Source organism: Streptomyces sp. NPDC052236, from assembly GCF_044548015.1.
Taxonomy (GTDB): Bacteria; Actinomycetota; Actinomycetes; order Streptomycetales; family Streptomycetaceae; genus Streptomyces.
The window spans coordinates 172,932-187,041 of the sequence record NZ_JBIUBL010000019.1 but is presented as its reverse complement, the minus strand read 5'-3'; the positions used below and the strand labels follow the sequence as shown (position 1 = coordinate 187,041).

The following is a 14,110-nucleotide window of genomic DNA, read 5'->3' as shown; positions in this document are numbered from 1 at the left end:
GGAGCGGGGGCGTCCGCGGCGGGCGGGGGTGTCCTCGTTCGGTATTTCGGGTACGAACGCGCACGTCATCCTGGAGCAGCCCGATAGCCACGACCACGACCGTGATGGTGGGGATGGGGATGGGGATGGGGATGCGGCGGGGGAGTTGTTGCCGTTGGTGTTGTCGGCGAAGACCGCGAGCGCGTTGCGTTCCCAGGCCCGGCGCCTGCACACCTTCCTGACCACCACCGACCCCGCACCCCACCCCACCGACCTCACCCACACCACAGCCTCGATCCAGTCCGGATTCGAGAAGCGCGCCGCGGTCGTGGCCGAGGACATGGACGGCCTCGTCGCGGGCCTCGAAGCGCTGGCCGGGGGGCGCACGGACGGCAAACTGCTGCAGGGCGTCGCCGCCGGGGGCGGCAGCCGGGTGTTCATGTTCGCCGGGCAGGGAACCCAGCGCACCAGGATGGGACGGCAGCTGTACGAGAGGTTCCCCGCCTATGCCGAGGCCATTGATGAGGCCTGCGCGGCTCTGGATCCGTACCTGGACCGTCCGCTCAAGTCCGTGATGTACGCACATCCTGCCTCCGTCGAGGCGGCGTTGCTCGACCGGACAGAGTTCGTGCAGCCGGCCCTCTTCGCCACGGAACTGGCCCTCTACCGGCTGGTGCGTTCCTGGGGGGTGGAACCGGATCTCGTCATGGGGCATTCGGTCGGGGAGCTCACGGCGGCCCATGTCGCGGGCGTGTTCTCCCTGGCGGACGCGGCCCGATTGGTCGCGTCACGCGGCCGGTTGATGCAGTCCCTGCCGCCGGGCGGGGCGATGGTGTCGATCAGGGCCGCCAGGGAAGAGGTCGAGCCGCTCCTGGCAGGGCTGGAGGACCGCGTCGGCATCGCGGCAGTCAACGGCATCGCGGCGGTGGTCATCTCCGGTGACGCGGCCACGGTTCAGGTCATTGCCGGGCAGCTCTCGGCGCGAGGGCGCAGGACAGTGCCGCTCACCGTGAGCCACGCCTTCCATTCCCCTCTCATGGAACCGATTCTCGATGAGTTCGGCGAGGTCACCGAGTCGCTCACCTACCACCGCCCCCAGATTCCTGTCCTCTCGAACGTGACGGGACGGGCGGCGGAGGCGTCGGAACTGGCCTCACCGCGGTACTGGGTCGACCACCTCCGCCGCCCCGTACAGTTCGCCGCCGGTGTGCTCGCGGCCCGCGCGGCCGGCGGGACCTACTTCGTGGAGATCGGCCCCGACAGTACGTTGTCGGCCATGGCGAGCGCCGTACTCTCCGGGGGGAAGGACAGGGAGAAGGACGACGGTTGGCACGTCGTCCCCCTGTTGCGCGGCGCGCGTTCCGAGACCACCACACTGGTCAATGGGATCGCGGCGGGTTACGTCCATGGCATGGACGTGGACTGGGCCACCGTGGCCGGTGACTGGGGCGGCAGGAAAATCGCCCTGCCCACCTATCCTTTCGAGCGCCGCCGGTACTGGATCGACTCATCCGCCGGCCGCCACGCCGCGGACAACCGGGCCGCGCGCACCGCCGGCCGCCACCCGTTGCTGAACGACGTTGTCGAGATACCGGAGACAGATAGCCTCGTATGGTCCGGCCTGCTGTCGCCGCGTGATCACCCGTGGCTCGCGGAACACGTGGTAGCGGGCGAGACATTGCTGCCAGGTGCGGCCTTCGCCGAGCTGGTGTCCCGCGCCGCGCGCGAGATCGGCTACGACCGGGTGGACGAACTCACCCTGGAAGCCCCGCTGGTTCTGCCGCCCGAAACCGACGTTCAGTTGCGGCTGGTCGTGCGAGAAGCGGACGGGACGGGCCGGCGCACCCTGTCCTTCTACTCCAGGCCGGTACGGGAGCACCCCGTCGACGCACGGTCCATGTCCACCGGCGAGTGGGAACGTCACAGCAGCGCCGTACTGGCGACCGGAGGACCGACGCCGTCGTTCGACCTGACGGCCTGGCCGCCGCCCGGCGCGCAGCGCGTGCCGATGGAGCCCGACGAGACCTACGCGGAACTGGCCGGCCGGGGCCTCACCTACGGCCGCGCCTTCCAGGGACTCAGGGCAGTGTGGCGGCGTGAAGGTGAGATCTACGCGGAGGTACGGCTCCCCTCCGGAGCGCGGCCGGATCCGGGTTCCGAAGACAGCGCGGGGCAACATCAGGCCGTACATCCCGGACCGCGCGGGGACGCGCACCGGTTCGGCATCCACCCCGCTCTGCTGGACGCGGCTCTGCACGCCATCGAGGTTGACGGGCTCGCGCGGGGGCCCCTCGACGACACCGGCCGGATGCCGGAGGATTCCGCCGCGGCGCACGCGATCCGCGTTCCGTTCCTCTGGCGCGGACTGTCTCTGCACATCTCGGGCGCCACGGCTCTGCGCGTACGTCTGACACCCCTCGGCCAGGACACGGTGGCCATCTCGCTGGCCGACGAGCACGGCGCACCCGTCGCGTCCATCGAGGCGCTGACGCTGCGTGAGGTCGTGGTGGCCGGTGCCGCTGAGCACGCCACGACCGACCAGGGCCTGCGCCAGGTCAAGTGGGTGGAGCGGGCGCAGGCCGGCGACACCACGCCCATCGCCCGCTGCGCCGTGATCGAACCCGACGGCAGTAACCTCGCCGCCCGTCTGAGCGGCGCCCTCGGCCGTCACGTCGCCCCTTACGCGGATCTGTCCGCCCTGACCACCCGGAACCCGGACGGTGGCCTCCCCGAGGTCATCGTCGTACCGTGCCCGGCCAGTGCGGCGCCCGACGGCGGCAAGGCCGTTCGTGACGTGCTCACTCGGACGCTGGCCCTGGTACAGGGGGTACTGTCCGCGCCCTCCCTGTCCGGCTGTCGGCTTGTCCTTCTGACCAGCCGCGCGATCAGCGTGGACGAGGAGGAGACGACCGGGGATCTGCCCGGCCGGTCGGTGTGGGGTCTGATTCGCTCGGCGCAGTCGGAGGAACCGCAGCGCCTGCAGCTCATCGACATCGACATCGACATCGACATCACCGCGACCGCGACCGCCGCCGCCGAGGCTTCCCTCCGCGCGCTCGGCGACGCTCTTCGCTCGGATGAACCCCAACTCGCCCTCCGCAAGGGCGTGATGTACGTCCCCAGCCTGGTCGGCCTCGACGCTGCCGCGCATGCGATCGAGCCGCCCGCGGGCCCCGATCAGCACTGGCGACTCGACTACGTGGGCAAGGGCACCCCGGAGGACGTGTCGTGGGCGGTCTGGCCAGAGGCCGGCGCGCCGCTGAAGCCCGGTCAGGTCCGGGTCGCGATGCATGCGGCCGGGGTGAACTTCCGTGATGTCCTGCTCAATCTGGGCATGGTGGCACCGCGCGAGGGTGTCTCCGACGCCGCCGCGTACCAGAGCGTCGAAGGCGCGGGTGTGGTCACGGAGGTCGGTCCTGAGGTGGCCGGGATCGACGTCGGAGACCGGGTGATGGGTCTGTTCGAGGCGATGGGACCCGTCTCCGTCACCGACCACCGGATGATCACCCGAATTCCTCTCGGCTGGTCGCTCCAGCAGGCCGCGGCCGTGCCTGTGGCGTTTCTGACGGCCTATGACGGGCTGGTACGGCTGGGCGGGCTGCGGGCCGGCGAAAAAGTGCTGGTGCATACGGCGACCGGAGCGGTGGGCATGGCAGCCGTGCAGCTCGCGCGGCACATCGGCGCGGAGGTGTTCGCGACGGCGAGCCCGGCGAAGTGGCCGACGCTGCGGTCGATGGGCATAGCGGAGGACCGCACGGCCTCCTCGCGGGACAGCGGTTTCGAAGACGCGTTCCGCGCCGCCTCGGGCGGCGCCGGGATGAATGTGGTGCTGAACTCGCTGGCCGGAGAGCTCACCGACGCCTCCCTGCGCCTGCTGGCCGTGGGCGGACGGTTTATGGAGATGGGCAAGACGGATATCCGTGAACCCGATGAGGTGGCGGGGGAGTACGGCGACGTCGCCTACGCACGTTTCGACATCAGGGAAGCGGGCGCCGACGGGATCCAGCAGATGCTTGCCGAGCTGGTGCGGCTGTTCGAGGCGGGAGCATTGGTCCCGATCCCGGTCACGGCCTGGCCCGTACGTGAAGCACCGGGCGCGTTCCGGTATCTGGCGGAGGCCCGGCATGTCGGCAAGGTCGTACTCGCACTGCGGGCCTGGGACACCGACCGGGCGGTCCTCATCACGGGAGGGCTGGGAACCCTGGGCGCGCTGGTCGCCCGGCACCTGGTCGTCCGGCACGGCGTGACCCGGCTGGTCCTGGTCGGCCGCCGCGGAGCGGACACGCCGGGGTGTGCCGAGCTGACCCGAGAGCTGGGTGAACTGGGCGCCGAGGTCGTCGTCTCGGCATGCGACATCGGTGACCGGCAGGCGGTCGCCGCCCTGCTGAAAGATCTCCGGCGGCAGCGGATCCGGCTCGGGGGAGTGGTGCACGCGGCGGGCGTGGCGCGGGACGCCACGGTGGGCTCCTTGACTCCCGAGGCGCTGGACCAGGTACTGCGGCCCAAGGTGGATGCCGCGATCAACCTGCACGAGCTGACGAAAGACAGCGATCTGTCGGCCTTTGTTCTGTTCTCGTCGGTGGCAGCCGTGATCGGCTCAGCCGGGCAGGCCAACTACGCGGCGGCCAATGCGTTCCTGGACGGCCTGGCCGAGCAGCGGCGGCACCTTCCGGCACCTGCCCTGTCCATCGCGTGGGGCCTGTGGGAACCCCTGAGCGCCATCACGGCGGGGCTGGACGACAAAGACCGCGCCCGGCTGGCGCGGCAGGGCGTCGGGGTGCTGTCGGCGGAGCGCGGGCTGGCCATGTTCGACGCGGCGGTCGGCAGCCGTACGCCCACTCTCGTCGCGGCCCGTCTCGCCGCCCGGGTGATGCGGTCGGACACATCGGGGCTCCGGCGACCGGACCCGGCGGACCCGGCGGGCCGGGCGGACCGGCCGGACCCGGCTGCACGGCGTTCGCTCCTCGACATGGTGCGGACCGAGACCGCGTTCGTACTCGGACACGACTCGGCCGACGACATCGACCCGGACCTCGGGTTCCAGAAGCTGGGTCTGGACTCTCTCCAGGCCATCGAGCTGCGCAACCGGGTTTCGGCGGCAACGTCCGTGCCGCTGCCCGCGACACTCGTCTTCGACTGTCCCAGCCCGGCCGAACTTGCCGCTCATCTCCGCGAGGTGTGCCCCGACTGGGAGGGCGGCACGGAGGCCTCCATGCCGGAACAGACCGACCGGGAACAGACCGACCGGGAACAGACCGACCGGGAACAGACCGACCGGGAACAGACCGACCGGGAACAGACCGGCCGAGAAAAGACAGGGAACGAGATATGAGCGCTTACGGCGGTGACTGGACAGCATCCCTCCACACCAAGGAGGGAAGCCGGTTCAGATTGATCTGCTTTCCCCATGCGGGAGGTTCCGCCGGCGCCTTTTTCCCGCTCTCCGCCGCCGCGCCCGCATCCGTCGAGGTCGTCGCTGTCCAGTACCCGGGCCGCCAATGGCGACGGTCCGAGCCCGCTCTCACCGACATTCATGAGCTGGCACGTGGAGTGGCCGATGCGGTGCTCACCATGAATGACCTGCCCACGGCATTTCTCGGTACCAGCATGGGTGCCCTGGTCGCTTTCGAAACAGTGCGGCTGGTCGAGGCCGAGCAGCCCGAGAAGGTCGCGCACCTCTTCGCTTCCGCGAGCGGCGCGCCCTCGTTTCCCCGCGCGGAGGCACGGCGGCAGCGGTGGAGCGAGGCGGAGCTGATCGGCGAACTGCGGCGCTTGGGCGGTACGGGTGAGCTCCTGCTCGCCGACGAAGAAGCACTGCGTATGCACCTGCCGGCGCTGCGGAACGACTATCGGGCGCTCGCCTCGTACAGCTGCGGGCCTCAGGTGACGACCGGGGTGCCTATTGCTGTACTGGTCGGCCGCGACGACCCCACGACGAACAAGGACGCCGCCGGCAGGTGGCGGAGCCACACCCGTTCGAATTTCAGCGTGCAGGAATTTCCCGGCGGGCATTTCTTCGTCACCGAACATCCGCAGAAGGTGCTGGAAACCGTTGTCGGGCACCTCGATCCGATTGCTTTACATCAGGGTTGAGTCACGCTGTACTCGGTGCAGAGCAGGTAATCCGTACAACTGGAGGGGTTTCCATGACGAATCCGTTCGAGGACGAAGACGCACCTTATTTCGTCCTGATCAACGACGAGTCGCAGTATTCGCTCTGGCCGCGTTTCGCGGAGATACCGGAAGGCTGGAAAGCGGTCTTCGGTGAAGCCTCCCGGGCCGACTGTCTGGATTACATCAACGAGAATTGGACCGACATGCGGCCGAAGAGCCTGGTGGACGCGATGAACGCGACCGCCGGGGCGGCGAAGCAGGCGGACGAGTGACGAATCTTCGGCTGCGGCCCGGCCTGGGAGACCTGCCGGTCTTCCGGTCGGCGCCCGCGGGCGCGGGCGGGATCAAACTCGACAGCAACGAGCTCGCCTTCGGACCGCTGCCCGGCGTCCGGGACGCGACGGCGGACGCGGTGCGCGAAGTCAACCGCTATCCCGACAACAGCGGCGCCGACCTCACGCGCCGTCTGGCCGAGACGTACGGGCTCCCGGTGGAGACCATTTCGCTCGGCCCGGGTTCGGTCGGGCTCTGTATGCAACTCCTGCAGATCACCTGCGAGGCCGGGGATGAAGTGATCATCCCGTGGCGCTCGTTCGAGGTGTATCCGACGCTCGCCCGCACGGCCGGTGCCGTGGTGCGCGCGATTCCTCTCACCCCCGCCCACAAACCCGACCTGGTGGCGATGGCCGCGGCGATCACCGATCGGACCCGGCTGGTGTTCGTGTGCACGCCGAACAATCCGACCGGGACCGTGCTCGGCCGCGAGGAGCTGGAGCGGTTCTTCGACGCCGTTCCCGGCGACGTGCTCGTCGTACTCGACGAGGCGTACTGGGAGTTCGTCGGCGATCCGGACGCGCTCGACGGCATCGCGTATGTCAAGGAGCGGATCCGCCGGGGGCGCCACAATGTGGTCGCGCTGCGGACCTTCTCCAAGGCGTACGGTCTCGCGGGCGTCCGGGTCGGCTACTGCGTCTCCGCCGAGCCGGTGGCGGACATGCTGGCACGCGTGGCCGTGCCGTACGCGGTGAACACCGTCGCGCAGCGGGCCGCGGTCGCCTCGCTGGCCTGCGTATCCGAGTTGAGGACACGTGTGGGGGTGGTCGCCCTGGAGCGGGAGCGGACTCGCGAAGCCCTGGTCAAGTGGGGTTACGAGGTTCCGCCGAGCGGCGGCAACTTTCTGTGGCTTCCGCTCGGTGAGGCGTCCGAGCCGTTCCGGCAGCACTGTCTGGACCGCCGGATCAGGGTGCGCGCGCTCGCGGGCGAAGGTGTCCGTGTCACGGTCGGCGAACCTCACGAGAACGACGAACTCCTCGCCGCCGCCGACACGTTTCCGGCAGGCCGGGCTTTCAACGGAAAGGTATCAACGTCCAGTTGACAACGTAACTTTGAGGGGACAGGATGCCGACCGTGAGTTACCGAGCAGATCAAACGAGTGCAGCGTTCCGAGCCGAGGATCCGGACCAGGCCCGCGCCCGCCGTGAGCATGTGGCGCTGGCGCGTATCGCGGAACGGCATCTCAGGCCCGATACCGAGCAGACTCAGCAGACTCAGCAGACCGAGCACACCGAGCACACCGAGCAGCCCAACGGGCCGGAGCAGTCCGGCCGGGCCGGTGCGCAGCAGGGGCCCAGGCTCACCGCTCAGGAGGCGATCCATCTCGTCACCTCCCTGGCTTCGCGTACCGCGCAGCCGACGGGTGCCACGGAGGTCGACACCACCGACATACTGGCGGCGCTGACCCTGCTGCCGTCGGCCCGGGCCGAGTTGGAGGCTCTGGAGGCCAGTCTGTCGTTTCTCGCCAGGGAACGCGGCATGACCTGGTCGGAGATCGCCTTCGGGCTGGGGCTGCGCTCGGCCCAGGCGGCTCAGCAGCGGTGCGAGCGGTCCATCAGCCGCATGGAGGATCACACCCCCGCCTCTGACGCGTCCACGGTCTCCAACCGAAAGCGACCGCAAGGGTGAACGTGCGCAGTGACTTAGCAGTGGAGACCAGCGCTCTGGTCAAATCCTTCGGGAACACAAAAGCTGTCGACGGGCTCGATCTGGCGGTCCCGGCCGGGACCGTCTACGGGGTACTCGGCCCGAACGGCGCCGGGAAAACCACCACGCTCCGGATCCTGGCCACACTCCTTGCTCCCGACTCCGGTACAGCCCAGGTCTTCGGCCGCGATGTCGTCCGCCACGCGAACGAAGTCCGCAAGCGCGTAAGCCTGACGGGCCAGTTCGCCAGCGTCGACAATGACCTCACCGGCGCGGAGAACCTCATTCTGCTCGCCAGGCTCCTCGGCTTCACCACCGCGGGGGCCCGCGCCCGCGCGTACGGCCTGATCGAAGCCTTCGGTCTTGAGGAGTCGGCCGACCGCCCGGTCAGGACCTACTCCGGGGGAATGCGCCGCCGTCTCGACGTCGCCGCCGGCCTGGTGGTGCGGCCCGAGCTGATGTTCCTGGACGAGCCGACGACCGGCCTCGACCCGCGCAGCCGCAACCAGGTCTGGGACATCATCCGGGCGATGGTCGAGCGGGGCACGACCGTACTGCTCACCACGCAGTACCTCGACGAGGCCGATCAACTCGCCGGGCGGGTCGCCGTCATCGACCACGGCAAGGTCGTCGCCGAGGGGACGCCCGACGAACTCAAGGCCTCGGCCGGCAGCGGTTCGCTGCGCGTCGAGCTGCGCGACCCCGACGATCTGCCGGAAGCCAGGCGCGTACTGACGGCGGCGCTCGGGGTGCCTGCCCAGGAGACCGGCAGGTCCCAGCTGTCCGCGCGCGGTGCGGATCCGCACACGGTCGCGCGCGCCCTCGGAGAACTCACCAAGTCGATCGCGGTGGAGGACTTCGCGATGGACCGCCCCACCCTGGACGAGGTCTTCCTGGCACTGACCGGCCGCCCCGCTTCGACCGGGGACCCGGCGGACCAAGGCGTTCACAAGACCGGCAAGCGGAGCAGGGAGCACCGATGACCACCGCCGCGCGATCCCCCGAAGCGCAGAGCACGATCCGTCAGGTCCTCGGTGAGGACACGCTCCCCACCCGCCGTCCCGGACCGCTGTCGACCTCGCTCACGCTGGGGTGGCGGGCGCTGGTCAAGATCAAGCGGTCGCCGGGGCAGATGTTCAACGCCACCATCACCCCCGTGATGTTCACGCTGATCTTCACCTACCTGTTCGGCGGGGCACTGTCGGCCACCGGCACCACCAAGGACTACCTGGAATTCCTGCTCCCCGGAATCCTGGTGCAGGGGATTCTGTTCATCTCCACGCAAACAGGCGTCGCGCTCACGACCGACATGACCCAGGGGATCTTCGACCGGTTCAAGTCCATGCCCATCTGGCAGGCGTCTCCCCTGACCGGAGCGCTGCTCGGCGATGTGTTCCGCTATGTGGTCTCGTCGGTGGTCGTGGTTGCCGTGGGTCTGCTGCTGGGCTACCGGCCGGACGGCGGGCCGGTGGGAGTGGTTGCCGGAATCCTGCTCATCGTGCTGTTCGGGTTCTGTGTGTCGTGGATCTGGACGTTCCTGGGCCTCCTGCTGCGCACGCCCCAGGCGGTCTCCGGGCTGGGGATGCTCCTGCTCTCCATCCTGACGTTCGCCAGCAACATCTTCGTCAATCCGACGACCATGCCGGGCTGGCTGGAGGCCGTGGTCGACATCAATCCCGTCAGTCAGGTCGTCACGGCCGCCCGTGGACTGATGAGCGGTGACTCGCCGGGAGAACTGGGCACCGCACTGATTTCCTGCGCCGTCCTGCTCCTGGTGTTCATTCCGCTCAGCATGGCGAAATACCGCAAGAGCTAGCCGAGGCAGCCCCCGGCGAAAGATTACGCGGCACCGCTCACCCGGATTACGGAGGCGAAGTCCCCAGGGGCTTCGCCTCCTTCCATTTCGGCATTGTCGTACGTTCAGGGCCGGGCTAGCCTCGTGGGCATCGCGATTCATACCGCCCAACCAGGGGGGAACGCTGTGCTCAACGGCGCACCAGGCGAGAACGAAGTCCCGGAAATAGACGTCCCAGAAACAGGAGTCCCAGAAACAGGCGTCCCAGAAATAAATATGGCCGATCCGGAAGTGATGGGCGACCCGATCGCCGTTTATGGGCGAGCCAGAGAACAGTCCCCGGTGGTGCGCCTTGTGGCACCCGGCTTCGGTGCGATCTGGGCCGTCACCCGTCATCAGGATGCCAAGGCGCTACTGAATGACTCCCGCCTGGCGATGACGGCCGACAGCTGGAATCAGCGCGTACCGGAAGACATCCGGCCCTACATGATGACCATGTCGCACATGGACGGCCCCGAACAGGCGCGGCTGCGCAAACTGGCGCTGCACTCGTTCACCGCCCGCCGCGCCGCGGCCCGGCGGCCGCTCGTGGAACGGGTCACCGACCGCCTGCTCGACGAACTGCCCCAGCATGCGGAGAACGGATCCGTGGACCTGCTGAAGCACTTCACGCAGCTGCTGCCGGCGCATGTGGTCGGCGAGGTCGTCGGCATTCCCGAGCCGGAACGCCCGCTGTGGCGGAAGCACATCTCCGAGATGGGCGCGGGCGGCCGGCGGTACGACGAGGCGCTGCGCGCCGTCATCCGGAACGCGAAGGAGGTCATCGCGCTCCGGCGGGAGGAACCCGGGGACGACCTGGTCTCCGATCTTCTCCGGGCGCAGGCCGAGGACAAGGACCGGATCACCGACACCGAGATGGTCACCATGGTGTGGCACACAGTTCTCGCGGGACAGGACAATCTCGCCAACTTCATCGCCAACTCCGTGGTGTCCCTGCTGTCCCACCCCGACCAGCTCGCGGCGGTGCGCGAGGACTACGGGCTCATGCCGCGCGCCCTCGAGGAACTGATGCGCTGGCGGCCACCCCTGCTGCTGACGGCGATTCGTTACGTCCGCGAGGACTTTGAACTGTGCGGCGTGCCCGTGAAGAAGGGCGACTCGGCCGTCGCCGTCATCGCCAGCGCCAACCGTGACCCCCGGGCCTTCCCGGATCCCGACCGCCTCGACATCCGCCGCCCCGCGGGGACGTCCGTCCAGTTCGGCTTCGGCCACGGACCGCACTACTGCATCGGTGCCTCCCTGGCGTTCGCCGAGTCGGAGGTGGCGCTCACGGCACTGCTGCGGCGCTTCCCCGACCTCGCGCTGGCCGTCCCACCGGAGGAAGTGCCACGCCTGCCCAACCCCGGCAGCTGGCATCTGACGGCTCTGCCCGTGACCTTCTGACGTTTCCCCCGGCCCGACCAGTCCCTGCTGTCCGCCGAGCATTGATGCCCGGCGGACAGCGGGCTTTTCTGTTTTTCCGGCCCGGAGCGTCGGGAGAGTGCCAAGAAGAGTGGTGGCTGTTCAGGAACGTTGACACACATAAATCCCGGACCTAGATTATTTATCGCTAGGTCTTTCCGTCTCCATCGGCCGCAATTATCGGACTCCGTCCGGCAGTTCACCGGTGTCATGAGACAACCGCGGCAGCGGACGAGGCGGGGGAGGTGAATCCTATGCGCTACCTGCACTAGTAAACCCGGCATTTTCGCGTCACCGTAGCCCAGCATGGCCGTGCTGGGCTACGGGCTTTCCTTGGGGGTATGAGGGATGACAAGGGCCGCAACCGCTGAAGTCTTCGATGTACTCCCTCGTGCCGAGGAATTCATTGAGCTATTTTTCCAGGAGAACGGCGCTCAGATTTCCATGGCGGAGCGCCTGCGTGAAATTCGTGGAGAGATCCGCCGGTCGGGGACGTACGCGCACACCCCCGAGGAACTCGCCTTCGGCGCCCGGGTCGCCTGGCGGAACAGCAAGCGCTGCATCGGCAGGATCTACTGGCAGCGCCTCGCCGTACGGGACCGCCGGCAGGTGAACACCGCTGAAGAGATCCACCGCGAATGCGCGCGGCACCTCCGCGAAGCCTTCAACGGCGGCCGGATCCGGCCCACGATCACCGTGTTCGCACCGGAGGACCGCAACGGTGCCGGCCCCCGGATCCACAACGAGCAACTCATCCGGTACGCGGGCTACCGGCAGCCCGGCAACCGGATCACCGGTGATCCCGCCTACGCGGACTTCACCGACCGGGTACGCGCGCTCGGCTGGCCCGGCGGGCCGGGGACGGCGTTCGATGTGCTCCCCCTGCTCATCGGGACGCCCGGCGAAGCCCCCCGTCTGTTCGAGCTGCCGCCCGACGCCGTCCACGAAGTGCACATCCAACACCCCGAATACGCATGGTTCGCCGGCCTCGGTCTTCGCTGGCACGCGGTGCCTGTCATCTCCAACATGACGATGGAGATCGGCGGAGTGCGCTACAGCGCGGCGCCATTCAACGGGTGGTACATGGGTACCGAGATCGGCGCCCGCAATCTCGTGGACCAGCAGCGGTACGACCTGCTGCCGGAGCTGGCCGACCGTATGGGACTGGACCGCACGGCGAACCACACCCTCTGGAAGGACCGGGCGCTCGTCGAACTCAACCTGGCGGTGCTCTGGTCCTTCCGGCAGGCCGGCATCACCATCTCCGACCACCACACCGAGTCGGAGCGGTTCCTGCGGCATGTGGAACGCGAGGAGAAGGCCGGACGTGCGGTGCCGGCCGACTGGTCGTGGATCGTCCCGCCGCTGTCCGGCGGCATCACGCCCGTCTTCCACCGGTACTACGACGACGACGATCCGTTGCCGAACTTCCTGAAGCAGGCAAGCCCGGCAAGCCCAGCCGTTCCCCGTTGCCCGGGGCTCGAGCGATCCATGACAGACGGAACCCCGGACGGGGCGGGCACGCAGCCGCCCATCCCGGCCGGCATCGGCGCTACTGACGGAGGCGGAGACGGCCGTGACCACATCGCTTGAGGCCGAAGAGACAGATCCCTGGTTCAACCCGCTCGACCCGTCCGTACTGGCGGACCCCTACCCGGTCTACCGGCGGCTTCGCGAAAACCACCCGGTCTACTGGCACAGCCGGATCGAATCCTGGATCCTCACCCGGCACACCGACTGCGTGAACATCCTGCGCGACACGGACCTCTTCAGCGCCGACTTCCGCCGCATCGGCATCCCCACCCCGCCGACCCTGCTGAGCCTGCAGACCCTCGACCCGCCGGACCAGACCCCGCTCCGGCACCTCGCACTCGACGCGGTCCGCGCACAGGACATGGACGCTCTGCGCGCCGAACTGGCCGACTACGCCGACGTCCTGCTCGACGAACTCGGCGAACGGGAGTCGTTCGACTTCATCCGTGACTTCGCCGACGCGTTCACCCTGAAGACGATCACCCGGTTCCTCGGCACCGAACCCCCGACGACCGGCGAGTCCTTCGACCAGTACAACAACGATCTCGACCACAGCATGGACGCCCAGCTCGACCCCGACGCGACAGAACCGGGGCTGCGGGCGCGGGAACACTTCAACTCTCTCGTACGCTCCTGGCTCGCCGATCCGCCCGGCGGGGGTGTCCTCGGGTACGTGGCCGAGCACCTGGACGGCTCGGGCGTCGCCAACGACGACGTACTGGTGAACTCCACCCGCGCGTTCTTCCACGCCGGATTCGAGGTCCCCAGCCGCTTCATCGGCAACGCCGTCAAAGCGCTGCTGACCACCCCCGGAGCCTGGGAGTCCGTGGCCGGCGGACAGGCCCCCCTCGACACCGCCATCGAAGAGCTGCTGCGCTACGTCGGCCCGGTCCAGGCCCTGGCACGCGCCTGCACCACCGACACCGAGGTCGGCGGCCACAAGATCCGCGCGGGTGAGGTGGTCACCACGCTCCTTGGGGCCGCCAACCGTGACCCGCTGCAGTTCGCGGACCCCGAAACACTCAGGCTCGACCGCAAACCCAACCCCCACATCAGCTTCGGCAGGGGCTCACACTCCTGCCTGGGGCTGAACCTGGCCCGGATCGAAGCCCGCGTGGCCCTGTCGGCCCTGCTGCGCCGGCCCCAACTCCGTATCACCGGCGCACCGGTCGTACGGCCGAACGGCACACTCCGCGGGCTCTCCGAGCTCCCGGTCACCTTGGCCCGCTGACACAGACCGGAACAGGG

The 14,110-nt window shown here is 68.7% G+C and carries 10 protein-coding genes; all 10 read left to right on the top strand.

Annotation, left to right across the window (positions count from 1 at the left end):
* Positions 1–28: 28 nt before the first annotated feature.
* The 10 genes from ACIHCQ_RS28550 (at position 29) to ACIHCQ_RS28505 (ending at position 14,093) form a co-directional block, all read left to right on the top strand.
* On the top strand, positions 29–5,311 hold the full coding sequence (locus tag ACIHCQ_RS28550; RefSeq protein WP_399668250.1) for an SDR family NAD(P)-dependent oxidoreductase: 5,283 nt from the start codon (positions 29–31) through the stop codon (positions 5,309–5,311).
* The gene (locus tag ACIHCQ_RS28545) at positions 5,308–6,072 is read left to right on the top strand and encodes a thioesterase II family protein (protein ID WP_399668247.1); all 765 of its coding nucleotides are present in this window, start codon (positions 5,308–5,310) and stop codon (positions 6,070–6,072) included. Before ACIHCQ_RS28550 ends, ACIHCQ_RS28545 begins: the two co-directional genes overlap by 4 nt.
* A 53-nt stretch (positions 6,073–6,125) precedes the next feature.
* Positions 6,126–6,365, top strand: coding sequence for an MbtH family protein (locus ACIHCQ_RS28540; protein ID WP_399668244.1), 240 nt, complete (start codon positions 6,126–6,128; stop codon positions 6,363–6,365).
* Positions 6,362–7,468, top strand: a complete 1,107-nt coding sequence (locus ACIHCQ_RS28535) for a histidinol-phosphate transaminase (protein WP_399668241.1) — start codon at positions 6,362–6,364, stop codon at positions 7,466–7,468. The genes ACIHCQ_RS28540 and ACIHCQ_RS28535 overlap by 4 nt, the downstream gene beginning before the upstream one ends.
* 23 nt (positions 7,469–7,491) lie before the next feature.
* On the top strand, positions 7,492–8,055 hold the full coding sequence (locus ACIHCQ_RS28530) for a DNA-binding protein (RefSeq protein WP_399668238.1): 564 nt from the start codon (positions 7,492–7,494) through the stop codon (positions 8,053–8,055).
* Positions 8,056–8,075: 20 nt separating this feature from the next.
* Positions 8,076–9,056, top strand: coding sequence for an ATP-binding cassette domain-containing protein (locus ACIHCQ_RS28525; protein WP_399668235.1), 981 nt, complete (start codon positions 8,076–8,078; stop codon positions 9,054–9,056).
* Complete coding sequence (locus tag ACIHCQ_RS28520; protein ID WP_399668232.1) at positions 9,053–9,889, top strand: ABC transporter permease; 837 nt, start codon at positions 9,053–9,055, stop codon at positions 9,887–9,889. Before ACIHCQ_RS28525 ends, ACIHCQ_RS28520 begins: the two co-directional genes overlap by 4 nt.
* Before the next feature lie 255 nt (positions 9,890–10,144).
* Entirely contained in the window at positions 10,145–11,311 is a 1,167-nt protein-coding gene (locus tag ACIHCQ_RS28515) for a cytochrome P450 (RefSeq protein WP_399668229.1), read from the top strand.
* A gap of 366 nt (positions 11,312–11,677) precedes the next feature.
* Positions 11,678–12,922 carry a nitric oxide synthase oxygenase gene (locus tag ACIHCQ_RS28510; protein WP_399668226.1) on the top strand — a complete coding sequence of 415 codons (1,245 nt, stop codon included), beginning with the start codon at positions 11,678–11,680 and terminating at the stop codon, positions 12,920–12,922.
* Positions 12,906–14,093, top strand: coding sequence for a cytochrome P450 (locus ACIHCQ_RS28505; RefSeq protein WP_399668223.1), 1,188 nt, complete (start codon positions 12,906–12,908; stop codon positions 14,091–14,093). Before ACIHCQ_RS28510 ends, ACIHCQ_RS28505 begins: the two co-directional genes overlap by 17 nt.
* The last annotated feature ends 17 nt before the right edge of the window (positions 14,094–14,110 follow it).

Bases quoted from the DNA above. Each gene is read 5' to 3' on its own strand.
- ACIHCQ_RS28515 (WP_399668229.1), top strand. From the start codon at position 10,145: ATGGCCGATCCGGAAGTGATGGGCGACCCGATCGCCGTTTATGGGCGA.
- ACIHCQ_RS28510 (WP_399668226.1), top strand. From the start codon at position 11,678: ATGACAAGGGCCGCAACCGCTGAAGTCTTCGATGTACTCCCTCGTGCC.
- ACIHCQ_RS28540 (WP_399668244.1), top strand. From the start codon at position 6,126: ATGACGAATCCGTTCGAGGACGAAGACGCACCTTATTTCGTCCTGATC.
- ACIHCQ_RS28545 (WP_399668247.1), top strand. From the start codon at position 5,308: ATGAGCGCTTACGGCGGTGACTGGACAGCATCCCTCCACACCAAGGAG.
- ACIHCQ_RS28530 (WP_399668238.1), top strand. From the start codon at position 7,492: ATGCCGACCGTGAGTTACCGAGCAGATCAAACGAGTGCAGCGTTCCGA.
- ACIHCQ_RS28520 (WP_399668232.1), top strand. From the start codon at position 9,053: ATGACCACCGCCGCGCGATCCCCCGAAGCGCAGAGCACGATCCGTCAG.